Here is a 13,813-nt window from a genome sequence, read left to right as displayed (position 1 = left end):
CCATCTGGTGCTTCGCGAAGCGAAGCGGGTTGTTCGTTGGTTCCGCGCACTAGCGCAGGCTTTGGGGGTTACTTATTGGAAAAGCAGTGCCGACAGCACGAAGTTGAACATCAGCACCAGCAACGAGGCGTTCACCACCGCGCGGGTGGTGGCTACCGAGGTGCCCTCGATGGTCGGCTCGGCATGGAAGCCGACATAGGCCGCCACCAGTGCCGCGGTGCCGCCGAAGATCGCCGACTTGAGCAGGGCCACGGCAAAGTCGTCCCAGAAGTCGACGCTGCCGCGCAGCCCCGACCAGAACGTGCCGTTGTCCTGGCCCAGCACATGCACGGCCTCGAAGTAACCACCGGCAATGGCCAGCGAGCAGAAGATGCCGGTCAGCAGCGGCACGGTCAGAACCGCCGCCCAGAAGCGCGGCGCAACCGCCTTGGCGATCGGGTCGATGGCCATCAGCTCCAGCGCCTTGATCTGGTCGGTGGCCCGCATCAGGCCGAGTTCGGCGGCGATCGAACTGCCGGCGCGGCCGATGAACAGCAGCGCGGTCAGCACCGGTGCCAGTTCGCGGTACAACGACAGGCCGAGCAGGGTGGACAGCGCATCGGAGGCACCGAACGTGGTCAGCGTGCGGTAGCCCTGCAGGGTCAGCACCAGGCCGACGAAGGCACCGCCAACGGCGATGATCGGCAGCGAACGCGCGCCGATCTTGTAGATCTCGCGGGTCAGCTCGGCCAGGAAGTCACGGGTCGGCAACGAGCCGCGCAGCACCGTCAGCGAGAACAGCCCGGCGCGGCCCAGCGAGCGGATGGAGGAGGTGAAGGGCATCAGCTAGCGTCCCTTGAAGTACTGAAGGTGCTGGACGACAAGCCCTTCTCCCGCAAGCGGGAGAACGAAGGGCCTGCCCCCGCGAAGGCGGGGGTGCCCGAAGGGCGGATGAGGGGAGCTTTTGCTCCACGTGCTTCAAAAGCGCCCTCACCCCAGCCCTCTCCCGCTGTGCGGGAGAGGGGGCAGGTATCAGAAATCGCGTGCACGGTTGTCATCACGCGTTCTCCAACCCGTAATTGCGTGTCGGTGCGTCAAACGGGATCGGGCCGTCCGGCTGCCCGTGCAGGAACTGCCGCACCAGCGGGTCGGTGCTGGCCTGCAGTTCGTCCGGCGTGCCGGAGAACACGATGCCGCCATTGGCGATCACCACCGCCTGATCACTGATCGGCAGGGTCTCGTGGACATGGTGGCTGACGATGATGCTGGTCAGGCCCAGGCTGTCGTTCAAACGCTGGATCAGGCTCATGATCACGCCCGAGGCGATCGGGTCCAGCCCGGTCAGCGGCTCGTCGTAGATCATCAACGGCGGGTCCAGCGCCAATGCGCGCGCCAGCGCCACACGCCGCGCCATGCCGCCGGACAGCTCGCGCGGCCAGGCGTCGGCAGCGGCCAGCAGGCCGACCGCATGCAGCTTCATCTGTACCAGGCGGCGCAGCACCGGCTCGGGCAGTTTGGTGTGTGCACGCAGCGGCAGCGCAACGTTGTCGGCCACGCTCAGGTCGGTCAGCAGACCATTGCCCTGCAGCAGCACGCCGACGTTCTTGCGCATCTCCAGCAGGTCACGGTTGCCGTGCGGGATATCCCGACCAAACAGCTGCACCGTGCCGGATACCGGCCGCAATTCACCGGTCAGCGCCGCCAGCATCGTCGACTTGCCACTGCCCGAAGGACCAAGCACGGCGGTGATGCTGCCTTGCGGTACCTGCAGCGAAACGTCGCGCAGAATGGTGCGTCCGCCGCGATCGATTCGCACGTTGGACAACTGCACCAAGGGAGTCCGGGCTGAGGGCATGACGGCCTTTAACGGAAAACCAACGTTCTAGGATTGCCAGCAGCGCCTGAACATAAGCGTACTGGACCGTGCAGTATTGTCGCACCCCGCGCGGCTCCGGGGATGCACGGAAGCTCAGTATTGGTGGCAACACACTGTCTCCCCCGTGGCCGAATCGGTGTCCGGGGATCTGTGCACAGCCTGTGACGGGTGCTGATGCCCTGGCGGCATCGGCGATATCCCACGGCTGCCTCTGTAAACAACGATTAGCCGCCGGGCTGGACGCCTACGCCATTTCCAGACGTATCCGATTCCTGATCAGGAAGAGGCCGCCTAAGGTCGGGACCGACTGCATTCAATGCATCGGCCACGGAGGGGCCGAGCACGATGGCAAGGACGCTGATCGTAGTAGGCGACGCCCTGCAAGCCGGTGGTTCGGTACTGACCGGCTCACCGCAGACCGATATCGAAGGCCGGGCGGTGGCGCGAATCGGTGATCGCGTCATCTGCGCCCGCCATGGACCGGGCTCCATTCTCACCGGCGATGCAACGCTGGTCATCGATGGCCAGCCGGTCGCGCGGCATGGCGACAAAGCCAGTTGTGGCTGCGCGTTGTTGGCGGGCAAGCAGCAGTTGGCGCATGTGAGTGCGGGTGGTGCGCGGCTTGCTGCTGCGGCGGCGAAAACTGTCGATCTGATCCAAGTGCCATCAGTGAAGCCAACTACTTCCTCTTTGACCAACACTCGAACGCCGCCGGACCAGCCAGAGCAATGTTGGCTCAATGATCATAGTTGCCAGGTTTTGGAGTATCCGGACAACCGCTATTTTGAGTCCTACGCTTCTGATGGTGTGCTTCTCGAATACGACTTGATTTCCAGCTTTCGCATAGATGTCCCGTTGAAGTCTGGCGGCGATATCGAGGTGACCGCAAAAATCAGAATCGTCAAGCGCGGGGTTGTGTCCAATGCAGATATCGACGTAGCTAAGGAACGTATGCAGCTTGGTATCAACCAGGTTCTCAACGGGCAGTTCAACCTGAAGCTTACGGATCCACTATGTGGGAGTCGAAATTTTCCAATTCGGTACTCGCTTGAATTTGTGTCTTCAGGAGAGGACTACGTGCTGTACTTGCACGACGTATATCCGCGCGAGGAGGTCAAAGGGAAAGGGATTTTCGTCAACATAAACACCGATGAGTGGGTGTATGCGCATGAATTCGGACACTGCCTTGGGCTACCAGATGAATACATGGATCCGGATCAGCCAGCGCCCAATATGATCAGCTACTTCCTGCCTGACGGAACCCTCAGTCCAAATGTACTTGTGACGCGCTCTTCCAGCTTGCCGCCTGAGCCATCTAGCACCTTTCTGTTCAATGAGTACCTTCGGGGCGTGCAACCCCGGCACGCATGGAACATCGGTCTTGAAGTTCAGGAGCTTCTAACAAAAGAAATTGGGAGGCAGTTCGCGTGCGAAATTTCTTGCTGTTCGTCATCTTTATGAGCATTTCCAACTCAGGATCGGCAAGCAACGCGGAGGATAAATATATGATTGAACTGCGTGCCCGCTGTATAGAGGGGAATCCGTGCTACTTCACCGGTGAAATGTTCGCGCTGGAACTCGAGTTGTTCAATGCGGGATCAGAGCCTGTCGCGCTCCCAATTGAGTACCTTCGTCGCCGTGGTCCGCGCGTGACGCTTGTCGATAATCATTCTGGAAAAGAGGAAAGGTTGGGTATGGGACCACCAAAGGCCCACCTGATCGACAAGCTACAAACGGTTGCTCCTGGGGAAATGATCCGGATCCCATGGTGGATACCTGATTCCCATATCGTGACTTTCGCATTGCGGCCTATCGATATAACGGCAAAATTTACTTTTCATCTGACGCCGCGAAAATCCTTTGAAGACTCCACATTTGTTAGCTCGCAGCTGCATATTGTCGACGCAAGATGGATCAATGAATAAGTTGAAGATAACGACGGCCATTCAACTGCCAGTAGAACATTGTGAGAGAAGCATCAGCAATGCAGCATGAGGGGCCGTTCTCGGAAGTTGCAACCATGCATGGTCGCGCTATTAAGGTAGCAGGGGCGCTTGCGATCAAGACTGCATTGCTTTTCGCTCGCCACTTCCTGCGGGGCGTCGTTGCGATAATCGCGACGGTGCCGTCGATTGCGATGTGTACAGAAGCTGCCCCAACGCTCGAACTGCGTGCGCGTTGCTTGACCGGTGATCCCTGTCGCTTCACCGGCGAGACAATCGCGGTGGAGTTGCTGCTTGTGAACACAGGTGAAGAGAACGCGGTCCTACCTGTGGAGTACCTTCGCAAACGGGGGCCGAAGATCATTCTTGTCGACAACCAATCAAACAAGGAAACTCGCTTGTGTATGGGGCCGCCCAACCCTCGCTTACGCGATAAGTTTGAAATGTTGGCGCCTGGGCAAACTATCCGCATTCCTTGGTCTATTTCCAGTCACGATCTATCCAGAGCGACGTTGCGATCATCAAGTATCACTGCGATTTTCCGGTTCTATCTTGAGCCGAGTGACGTGTTTCCAGGTGCGAGGACTGTATACACAGCGCTGCTTATAGAGCGCGATGGGGGCGCAGCTGTTTCTCGCGAATGAGGCGTTATCACGCTCCGGCTCGGTAGTTGTCGGTTGAAGTGGAGCCCCATGCGACACCTTGCCATCGGACGTAGCTAGGCCAAATGTTGCCTTCCAGCCCCTGACTCACCCAACCACCTCCCAGATTACTCGTCGAAACCATCCCACTGCGGCAAGATGTGGCGATGAGCAATGCCCCCGATTTCCGCCTGTACCACTCCAATGCCCTGGACGTGTTGGCCCAGCTGTTGGCCCATGCGCTGCGCGAGCCGGCGCCCGGCCAGCCCTTGCTGGCTGCCGACATCGTCCTGATTCCGCAGGTGGCGATGCGCCGCTGGCTGCAGTCGACCCTGGCCGCCGAGTACGGTGTGTCCGCCAACCTGGAGTTCCTGACCCCGGGCGAGTTCGTCGCCAAGGCGTTGAAGGCCAATGTGCCGGGCGAGCGCGATGATCTTGGTGCTACGGGCCTGCACTGGCGCTTGTACGGGGCGTTGACCGACAGCAGCTTGATGCAGAAACCGGCGATGGCCGGCTTGCGTGCCTACCTTGACCGCAACGATCCACTGCGACCGTGGGCGCTGGCGGCCGAGCTGGGCGGGGTGTTCGAGAAGTACCAGGCCTGGCGTCGCGACTGGCTGCTGCGCTGGGAGGACGGTGCCGAGCCGGACGACCCGCAGGCCATCCTGTGGCGGCATATTGCTGGTGGCCAGAATTACCGCGCACGCCGAATCAACGACTACCTGGCCCGCTTCGAAGGCGCGCACCAACCGCTGCCGCAAGGGCTGCCGCAGCGCCTGTTCGCTTTCGCCACGCTCAATGTCTCGCCGGACGTGCTGCGGGTGATCGCCACCCAGGCGCGGGTCGGCACGCTGCACTTCTATATGCCGACCCCGACCCGTTCCTATTGGGGCGATCTGCAGACGCTGAAGGAAAAGCTGCGCAGCGGACTGGCCGAGCCATTCGGCACCGAAGCCGGTGAAAACCCCTTGTTGCAGGCCTGGGGTGAGGCCGGCCGCGACTTCATGGCGGTGCTGGGCGACTACGAAGTGGTCCACCCCAGCGGCGAAATCGCCGCCTATGTGGACCCGGAAAGTATTCCAGTCCCCGGGCTTGATGATGGCGGGCTCGGCGACAGCCTGCTGCACCGCCTGCAGGCCGACCTGTTCCACCGCCGCGCGCTGCCCTCGCCACCGTTGCGCGAAGCGCTGCGGGTGGACGACCCCAGCATCCAGATCCACGCCTGTCACACCCGCCTGCGCGAGATGCAGGTGCTGCATGAGCAGCTGCGCGCGCTGCTGGAAGACCCGCGCTTCGATCCGCCACTGCAGCCGCGCGAGATCGCAGTGCTGGCGCCGGATATCGATCCCTACGTGCCCTACCTGGAATCGGTGTTCGGCGGCCGTGGCGGCAACGATGCGCATATTCCGTGGGCACTGGCCGATGCCAGTCCGCTGCAGGGTGAGCCGCTGGCCGAGGTGTTCGTGCAGCTGCTGGGCCTGCCGGTATCGCGCTTCGGCCTCAATGAAGTCCTCGACCTGCTGTCCAGCGCACCGCTGGCGTCCGCCTCTGGTCTGGACGCAGCTGCATTCGAACTCCTGCACGGCTGGCTGCAGGCCGCGGGCGTGCGCTGGGGCCTGGATGCAGGCCATCGCAAGCAGCATCAGGCTCCTGCCGACGATGCCTACACCTGGCAGTTCGCACTGGACCGGCTGCTGCTTGGTCACGCCAGCGGCAGCGATGAGGACATAGGCGGTGTTGCGCCGTGGCCGGAGCTGGAAGGCGGCGGTCTGGCTGCACTCGATGCGCTGATCCGCCTGCTGCGTGTTCTCGCCCGCCACCAGAAAACCCTGGCCGAAGCACTGACTCCCAACCAATGGCGCGAACGCCTGCTCGGCTTGTTGCTGGCGCTGTTGCCGGAAACGCCGACCGAGCCTTCCGCTGTGCGCGCGCTGGACCGTCTGCGCAAACTGGTCAACGAATTCGCCGAAGAGGCCAAAACCGCCGGCTTCGAAGCGCCGGTACCGGCCGAAGTCGTGCGCGCACATTTCGCCTCGGTGCTGTCCGAGGCCGATACCCGCGCGCCGCTGCTGACCGGCGGTATCAGCTTCGGGCGCATGGTGCCGATGCGCCTGCTGCCGTTCCGGGTGATCTGCGTGCTGGGTTTGAACGACGGCGATTTCCCGCGCCGCGACCCGGCTGCCGGCCTGAGCCGACTCACTGCGGAGCTGGGCACCGAGCGGCGCCGTTACGGCGACCGCTCACTGCGCGAGGACGACCGCTTCCTGTTCCTGCAGCTGTTCGCCTCGGCCCAGGACGTGTTTTACCTGAGCTACCTCGGCGCAGATGCCCGCGATGGCAGCGTGCGCGAACCCTCGGTGCTGGTCAGCGAACTGGTCAACGCTGCGTCGGCGTATCACTTGGACAGCGCTGCGGCGCGCAAGCAGCTGGTGGTGCGGCATCCGTTGCAGCCCTTCGCACCGGCGGCGTTTGGAGGTGATGGCGAGCCGCGCCGTTTCAGCTACCGGCGCCAGTGGCACCCGGCGGCCAGCGCGGTCGGCGGCAGCCGGCAACGGCTTGCGCCGTGGTTCGACGGCCCGCTGAATGCGCCGCTGCCCACCGCACTCAATGACGACAGCCTGTCGCTGGACGCATTGCGGCGTTTCATCAGTGACCCGGCTGGGCAGTTCCTGAATCAGCGACTTGGCCTACGCCTGGCCGGTGACATCGACGACAGCGAAGACATCGAGCCGCTGCTGCTGCCCAGCGGTGGCCGCTTGCATTCGTCCTTGCAGCAACATGTGCTGAGCGCCTTGCTGGAAGGTCGCGAAGCTGGCCTGTACCAACGCCTGCGTGCCCGCGCGTTGTTGCCATCCGGTGCGCTTGGGCGGCAGCAGTTCGAACGCATGTTGAGCCGCATCCGGCCCTGCGCGGAAACGTTTTCGCAGTGGTACGACGGCCAGCCGCTGGGCTCGCAACGTTACGAAGTTCAGCTCGATGGCCTGCGCCTGCATGGGCGTGTCGATCAAATTCATCCACAGGGTCTGATTCGCCTGCAGGCGGGTGCGCCGGGGGTGGCCTATGTGCTGCGCGGTGGACTGGATTGGCTGCTGGCCAACGCTGCTGGTGCACAGTCAGCGATGCTGCAGTTCCATGACAACGGGCAGGCTGGATACGGTCCACATCGCCTTCCAGAGCTGTCATCAGAGGCTGCGCAGACAGCCTTGAAAGCCTTGCTGCGCCTGCGTTCCGAAGGAATGCAGGCACCGCTGCTGTTCGCCCCATACACCGGTTGGGAGATCTACAACGCCGACGATGACAAACGTGAAAACGCCGCGCATGCGCGCTGGTTCGGCAGCGAACACAGCTGGGGCGAGCGCAACGGCGAAGCCCTGCAATTGGCCTTGCGCGGCGCCGATCCGTTCGTTTCGCCAAGCACTACTCACAGATTTATCCACAACGCCTTGTTGATATTTACCGCGCTGCGCGAGGGCCGCGTTTTGCCCGATTTCGACGCTGAAACCGATGTCATGAACGGAGCCGGCGCATGAGCACCGAAGCGCTGCAGCAGGATCCGTATCTGCACCTGCCCTTGGATGGCCTGCGCCTGATCGAAGCCAGCGCTGGCACCGGCAAGACCTTCACCCTGGCCACGCTGTTCACCCGGTTGGTGGTGGAGCAGGGCCTGCGCATGGGCCAGATCCTGGCGGTGACTTTCACCGATGCGGCTACCCAGGAACTGCGCAAGCGCATCCGCGAGCGTCTGGAACTGGCTGCGCGCGTGGTGGACAGCACGCCGGACGACAACGACAGCCCCGAAACCACACTGACCCGCGCCATCCTGCAACGCCACCTGCAGCAGGGCAGCGAGAGTGCCGCACAACTGGGCCGGCGCCTGCGCATTGCCGCCGAAGAAACCGACCTGGCCTCGATCTTCACCATCCACGGCTTCTGTACCCGCGTGTTGGGCGAATACGCTCTGGAAAGCGGCCACACCTTTGCCGCGCCCGAGCTGTTGGCCAATACCCGCGAGCTGCATGCTGAGCTGGCTGCCGATCTGTGGCGCCTGCACGCAGGGCAGGGCGAGCATCTGGAGGCGCTGCTCGGCCTGTGGAAAAGTCCAGATGCACTGGCTCGGGATCTGCCGGCACTGGCCGCGGAGCTGCCGCTTTATCCACAGCCACCGCAGACCCTGATCGAAGACACCCGCCCGTTCCGCGACGGTGCTGCACAACGTTTGGCCGCCGGCATCACGGAGCATGGCGACACCTATCTGCAGCAGCTGCGTGGCGCGGTGGAAGGCGGCATCCTCAACAAGTCCAGCTACAAGTCCGACTGGATCGAGCCGCTGTTCCAGCAACTGCTGCAGTGGAGCCGCCGCCCCGATCCTACTGCCGAACTGGATGATCGCCTGGAGCGGCTGACGCTGGACGTGCTCACCGCCAAGACCAACAAGGCCAAGGCCGGCAGCACCCCGCAATCGCCGCTGCAGCCGCTGATCGCCGATTACCTGCAGGCCTTGGCACAGGTGACACAGTGGCAGCGGCAACAGTCGATCGTGCTGCTGCACCAGCTGCGCAGCGAGGTTCGCCAGCGTCTGGCCCAGCTCAAGCAGCTGCGTCGCCAGCAGACCTATGACGACCTGATCGACAACGTCGCCAATGCCTTGCACGGCCCGCATGGCGCGCATCTGGCAGAGCGCCTGCGTGCGCAGTATCGTTTTGCCCTGGTCGACGAGTTCCAGGACACCGACCCGCGCCAGTGGGACATTTTCCGCCGCGTGTTCGCAGCCGATGATGGCGATGCCGCGCTGTTCCTGATCGGCGACCCCAAGCAGGCCATCTACGGCTTCCGTGGCGGCGACGTGCATACCTACCTGCAGGCCAAGGCACTGGCAGAAGCCGCACCCGCACTGGACCGCAACTTCCGCTCACGCCCCGGCGTGCTGCGTGCGATCCAGGCGCTGTACGACAACGCCGGCCCCGAAGCCTTCCTCGACGAGCGCATCCAGTTCGAGCCGGTCTTGCCGGGCAGCAAGCGCAGCGACGCCGACTATCTGTTCGAAGGCAAGCCGGCACCTGCCCTGACCCTGCAGTTGATTGCAGGCGACGCCGACGGCAAGCCGCTGAAGGCCGATGCTTCGCGCGACGCCGCCACCGCCGCCTGCGTGGCAGATATCCACAAGGTACTCAGCGCTGCCCGCGAAGATCGTGCATTGGTCGATGGCAAGCCGGTGCAGCCGGGTGATATCGCCGTGCTGGTGCGCTCGCACAAGGAAGCCTCGCGTGTGCAGCAGGCCCTGGCCGCGCTCGGCATCCCGGCGGTAGCAGCCGGCAAGCAGAGTCTATTCGCCAGCGCCGAGGCGCACGAACTGCGCCTGCTGCTGTTGGCTTTGCTGCAACCGGCTGACGAAGGCCGCCTGCGCGCCGCATTGGCCACCGTGCTGCTCGGCGAAAGCGCAACCGCCATCGCCGCGATGGAACATGAAGGCGAACAACAGCGCCTGCACCAGGAACGCCTGCTGCAATGGCGTGAGCGCTGGCAGCGCGGCGGCGTGCTCGCCCTGCTATCGGACCTGTGCGCCGAACAGGCCGAACGCCTGTTGCTGCTGATCGACGGCGAGCGCCGCCTCACCAACTACCTGCAGTTGGCCGAAGCCCTGCAGGAAGCCAGCAACCGCAGCATCGGCCTGCATGGCCTGCTCGACTGGCTGCAGGCACAGATCGCCCACGCCGACGAAGGCGACGAAGCGCAGCTGCTGCGGCTGGAATCGGATGCCCGCCGCGTGCAGATCATCACCCTGCACAAGAGCAAGGGCCTGGAATACCCGCTGGTCTACCTGCCCTTCGTCGGCATCGCCACCAATGCGCCGGACAGCAGCAACCATCGCACTGTGCATGACGGCGAACAGCGCGTGCTGCATTGGAAGATCGACAAGGAAGATCCCGACTGGAAGGCCGTGGGCCAGCGGGTCAACGCCGATGAGGAGGCCGAAACCGCGCGTCTGCTCTACGTCGGCCTGACCCGCGCCGAGCACGCCTTGTGGATAAGTGGCGGCGCCTTGACTGGCTTGGCCACCTCGCGGCTCGGGCCGATGCTGCAGGGCTTGCCCGAGCATGCCGATATCCAGGTGATCGAAGACGACGGCAGCCCGGTGCCGACGCGCCTGCCACCCGAGCGCGAACAGGCCTTGCCGCCGGTACGCGAGGTGCGCCGCAGCGTGCCGCACGACTGGTGGGTCTACAGCTTCACCCAGCTCGCCCATGCCGACGGCGGCCACGACACTGCAGCTGCTGCCACCGAAGACAGTGGCGGTGCCGCCGACGAACCGGCGCAGGTCGATGTGGATGCCGAACCGGCCAGCGAAGCCGCCACCACGCAGCCGGAAGTATTTGATCCGCGTTTTGCTGGCAGTCGCTTCGGCAACGTGCTGCATGCCGCGTTGGAGAACGTCGACTTCGGCATCTGGTGCGATTGGCAGCCCGGCCAAGCAGCGCCGGAAGGTCAGGCCGAGATCATCGCCAAGGCAATGCGCGCCGATGGCTACATCGACGAAGAGATTGACGACGGCGTGGCCTTGCTGACCGAGTTGATCGGCCAGACCTTGACCGTCACCCTGCCCGAAGGCGGTGCCCTGCATTCGCTGGACGAAGGCGAGCGCCGCGCCGAAATCGAGTTCCATTTCGCCATGCAGCCGACCACGGTGCCGGCATTGCTGCGCGTACTGCATGCACATGGGGTTGTGCGCGGCCGCAACGGCTTCGGCCTGCGCCGCCAGCTGGAAGGACTGATGACCGGCAAGATCGACCTTACCTACGTCCGCGACGGGCGTTGGTACGTGCTCGATTACAAGTCCAATCGCCTGCCGGATTACTCGGTGGCGCAGCTGGACGCGGCCATGCGCCATAGCGAGTACGACCTGCAGGCGCTGATCTATACCGTGGCCCTGCATCGCTGGCTGCGTTTCCGCATTGGTGCCGGTTACGACTATGCGCGGGACTTCGGTGGCATCCGCTATCTGTTCTGTCGCGGGCTGGATGCAACGCGCCCTCAGTCACCCGGCCTGTACGCGCACAACTTCGCGCCGGAGCTGGTACACGCGGTGGACGAATTGTTTGCCGGTGGCCGCGACGGCCACGCGGCCTTGTTGGCACGACTGGGAGGCGAGGCATGAGCCTGCTGGCCGCATTGAACAAAGCCGGTGCGCTGCGCGCGCTGGATCATGCCTTGGCGCAGAGCCTGCAGCGGCTGGATACGGAGACTCCGGACGCGGTGCTGGCTGCTTCGGCCTTGGCATCGCTAGCGGTATCGCAGGGGCATGCGGGCTTTGATCCGACCCAGCCGCAGCGATTGGTGGATGCCGGTGTGGAATGGCCGGCTGCCGAGGAGTGGATTGCGCAGCTTGCGTCGTCCAAATGGATATCCACAGCTGTGGATAACAGCGTGGAGTCGCAGCAGGCGCCCTTGGTGTGGGAGAACGGGCTGCTGTATCTGCGTCGTTACCGTGAGTATGAACGCCGCTTGGCGGCGGGGTTGCAGCGAATCGGGCAGGCACCGGTTGCTGGAGGTGATGTTGCTGGATTGGCAGGTGTGTTCACTCGCCTTTTTCCCGGGCAGGTCGTCGCAGCTCAGTTGGACCTGTTCGGAGCGCCCTCACCCCAACCCTCTCCCGCAAGCGGGAGAGGGGGCAAGAAGCGTGCAGTGCTGCAAGACTCGCAGACCGCCGAGCAGCTGGACCTCTCCCTTCTCCCGCCTGCGGGAGAAGGTGCCCGAAGGGCGGATGAGGGGAAGCTTCTAGACCACCAGGCAAGAGCCGCAGCCACCGCCCTGCGCCACAACCTGCTGCTGGTCACAGGCGGCCCCGGCACTGGCAAGACCACCACCATCACCCGCCTGCTGGTGTTGCTGGCCGCACAAGCGCAGGCCGCAAACCAGCCCGCCCCGCGCGTGGCCTTGGCCGCGCCCACCGGCCGCGCCGCCGAGCGCATGGCCGAAAGCCTGCGCCACGCCCTGCAGAAGCTCTCGGTGGAAGGCATCGACAGCGCCCTGTGCGAGCAACTGCCAAGCACCGGCACCACCTTGCACCGCCTGCTCGGCGTGATCCCGGACTCCCCGCGCTTCCGCCACCACGCCGACAACCCATTGCCTTATGACGTCATCGTGGTCGACGAAGCCTCGATGATCGACCTGCCGCTGATGACCAAGCTGGTCGAAGCCATCGCTCCCGGCACCCGCCTGGTACTGCTAGGCGATCCCGATCAGCTGCCCTCGGTGGAGGCGGGCGACGTGCTCAGCGCGATTCTGCGCGCTGCTGGCGATGGCCAACGCACGACCGCAACGGACGCTGAAGCGCTGCGCCCGTTGCTGGGCGAATTGCCGGCCGATGCGATCGACACCAGACCTGCCGATTTCGCCGGTGCCCGCGTGCAGCTACAGCGCGGCTACCGCCAGAGTGAAGCCCTGCAGCTGGCACCACTGGCCAGCGCCATGCGCGATGGCGACGCAGTGCAGACCCTGCAACTGCTGCGCGACGCCCAACTGACCGGCGTGCACTTCCACGAAGGCGATATCGATCCGCTGCAAGCCTGGCGCGAGCCACTTCAGCAGTACTGGCAGGCGTTGGCCGATGCAGCTACGCCGGCCGACGCGCTGGCCCTGGCCGGCCGCATGCGCCTGCTCACCGCCGTACGCGAAGGGCCGCAGGGCGCGCGCGGGCTCAACGCCCGCATCGAAGACCTGCTGGCCGGAACCCGTGGCCGCGCGCTGGGTCCGGGCTGGTTCCACGGCCGCCTGTTGATCATTGGCGAAAACAGCTACCGCCACCGCCTGTTCAACGGTGATGTAGGCATCTGCCTGCGCGATGGTGATGGCCGCGGTGTCAGTGCCTGGTTCCCCGGCGACGATCCGGCCAATCCGCGCGCCTTCCACCCGGCGGCGCTGCCGCTGCACGAAAGCGCCTTCGCGATGACCGTGCACAAGGCGCAGGGCTCGGAGTTCGACCAGGTCTGGTTGCAGCTGCCGCGCCGCGACAACCGCGTGCTCAGCCGCGAGCTGCTCTATACCGGCATCACCCGCGCTCGCAACGGCCTGCATCTGGCCGGTAGTGCCGAGGTCATCGAAGCTGCGCTGGCCCGCCATGCCAGCCGCTGGTCAGGCCTGGCGCAGCGCTTGTCTCCCTCCCTTTCGCCGTAGGCAAAGGGGGGCGATCAGTCCGCGCAAACAGCCCCCCTCCCCAACCCTCCCCTCGGCTGCGCCAAAGGGAGGGGGCAGAGCGCTTGTCTCCCTCCCTTTCGCCAAAGGCGAAGGGGAGGGTTGGGGAGGGGTGCTTCAAAGCCTTTGCTTTCCGCCACCGACCCGCCTAAAAAGACCCGTCAAACGAACACGCAAGGACGCCC

The 13,813-nt window shown here is 64.3% G+C and carries 8 protein-coding genes; 6 read left to right on the top strand and 2 right to left on the bottom strand.

Annotated elements, in window-relative coordinates:
• Positions 1 to 72: 72 nt before the first annotated feature.
• Positions 73 to 822: an MlaE family lipid ABC transporter permease subunit gene (locus Q5Z11_RS20575; protein ID WP_282267696.1), complete on the bottom strand. Its 750-nt coding sequence runs from the start codon at positions 820 to 822 to the stop codon at positions 73 to 75.
• 214 nt (positions 823 to 1,036) lie between these two features.
• Positions 1,037 to 1,834: an ABC transporter ATP-binding protein gene (locus Q5Z11_RS20570; protein ID WP_303748109.1), complete on the bottom strand. Its 798-nt coding sequence runs from the start codon at positions 1,832 to 1,834 to the stop codon at positions 1,037 to 1,039.
• Positions 1,835 to 2,200: 366 nt separating this feature from the next.
• Between Q5Z11_RS20570 and Q5Z11_RS20565 the strand changes: the two genes are divergently transcribed.
• The 6 genes from Q5Z11_RS20565 (at position 2,201) to recD (ending at position 13,610) form a co-directional block, all read left to right on the top strand.
• Complete coding sequence (locus Q5Z11_RS20565) at positions 2,201 to 3,316, top strand: PAAR domain-containing protein (RefSeq protein ID WP_303748108.1); 1,116 nt, start codon at positions 2,201 to 2,203, stop codon at positions 3,314 to 3,316.
• A 44-nt stretch (positions 3,317 to 3,360) separates the two neighbouring features.
• On the top strand, positions 3,361 to 3,780 hold the full coding sequence (locus Q5Z11_RS20560; protein WP_303748107.1) for a hypothetical protein: 420 nt from the start codon (positions 3,361 to 3,363) through the stop codon (positions 3,778 to 3,780).
• Positions 3,781 to 3,839: 59 nt separating this feature from the next.
• Positions 3,840 to 4,442, top strand: a complete 603-nt coding sequence (locus tag Q5Z11_RS20555) for a hypothetical protein (protein ID WP_303748106.1) — start codon at positions 3,840 to 3,842, stop codon at positions 4,440 to 4,442.
• Positions 4,443 to 4,606: 164 nt separating this feature from the next.
• Positions 4,607 to 7,969: an exodeoxyribonuclease V subunit gamma gene (gene recC, locus Q5Z11_RS20550; protein WP_303748105.1), complete on the top strand. Its 3,363-nt coding sequence runs from the start codon at positions 4,607 to 4,609 to the stop codon at positions 7,967 to 7,969.
• The gene (locus tag Q5Z11_RS20545) at positions 7,966 to 11,592 is read left to right on the top strand and encodes a UvrD-helicase domain-containing protein (protein ID WP_303748104.1); all 3,627 of its coding nucleotides are present in this window, start codon (positions 7,966 to 7,968) and stop codon (positions 11,590 to 11,592) included. The genes recC and Q5Z11_RS20545 overlap by 4 nt, the downstream gene beginning before the upstream one ends.
• A complete protein-coding gene (recD, locus tag Q5Z11_RS20540; RefSeq protein ID WP_303748103.1) occupies positions 11,589 to 13,610 on the top strand; it encodes an exodeoxyribonuclease V subunit alpha in 2,022 nt (673 codons plus the stop codon). The genes Q5Z11_RS20545 and recD overlap by 4 nt, the downstream gene beginning before the upstream one ends.
• Positions 13,611 to 13,813: the final 203 nt, after the last annotated feature.

The sequence above is a fragment of the Stenotrophomonas sp. 610A2 genome, assembly GCF_030549615.1.
Lineage (GTDB): Bacteria > Pseudomonadota > Gammaproteobacteria > Xanthomonadales > Xanthomonadaceae > Stenotrophomonas > Stenotrophomonas pigmentata.
The sequence above is the reverse complement of the archived record's forward strand: the minus strand, read 5'-3'. Positions and strand labels throughout refer to the sequence as shown.

Bases quoted from the DNA above. Each gene is read 5' to 3' on its own strand.
- recD (WP_303748103.1), top strand. From the start codon at position 11,589: ATGAGCCTGCTGGCCGCATTGAACAAAGCCGGTGCGCTGCGCGCGCTG.
- recC (WP_303748105.1), top strand. From the start codon at position 4,607: ATGAGCAATGCCCCCGATTTCCGCCTGTACCACTCCAATGCCCTGGAC.
- Q5Z11_RS20560 (WP_303748107.1), top strand. From the start codon at position 3,361: ATGATTGAACTGCGTGCCCGCTGTATAGAGGGGAATCCGTGCTACTTC.
- Q5Z11_RS20545 (WP_303748104.1), top strand. From the start codon at position 7,966: ATGAGCACCGAAGCGCTGCAGCAGGATCCGTATCTGCACCTGCCCTTG.
- Q5Z11_RS20575 (WP_282267696.1), bottom strand. From the start codon at position 822: ATGCCCTTCACCTCCTCCATCCGCTCGCTGGGCCGCGCCGGGCTGTTC.
- Q5Z11_RS20570 (WP_303748109.1), bottom strand. From the start codon at position 1,834: ATGCCCTCAGCCCGGACTCCCTTGGTGCAGTTGTCCAACGTGCGAATC.
- Q5Z11_RS20555 (WP_303748106.1), top strand. From the start codon at position 3,840: ATGCAGCATGAGGGGCCGTTCTCGGAAGTTGCAACCATGCATGGTCGC.
- Q5Z11_RS20565 (WP_303748108.1), top strand. From the start codon at position 2,201: ATGGCAAGGACGCTGATCGTAGTAGGCGACGCCCTGCAAGCCGGTGGT.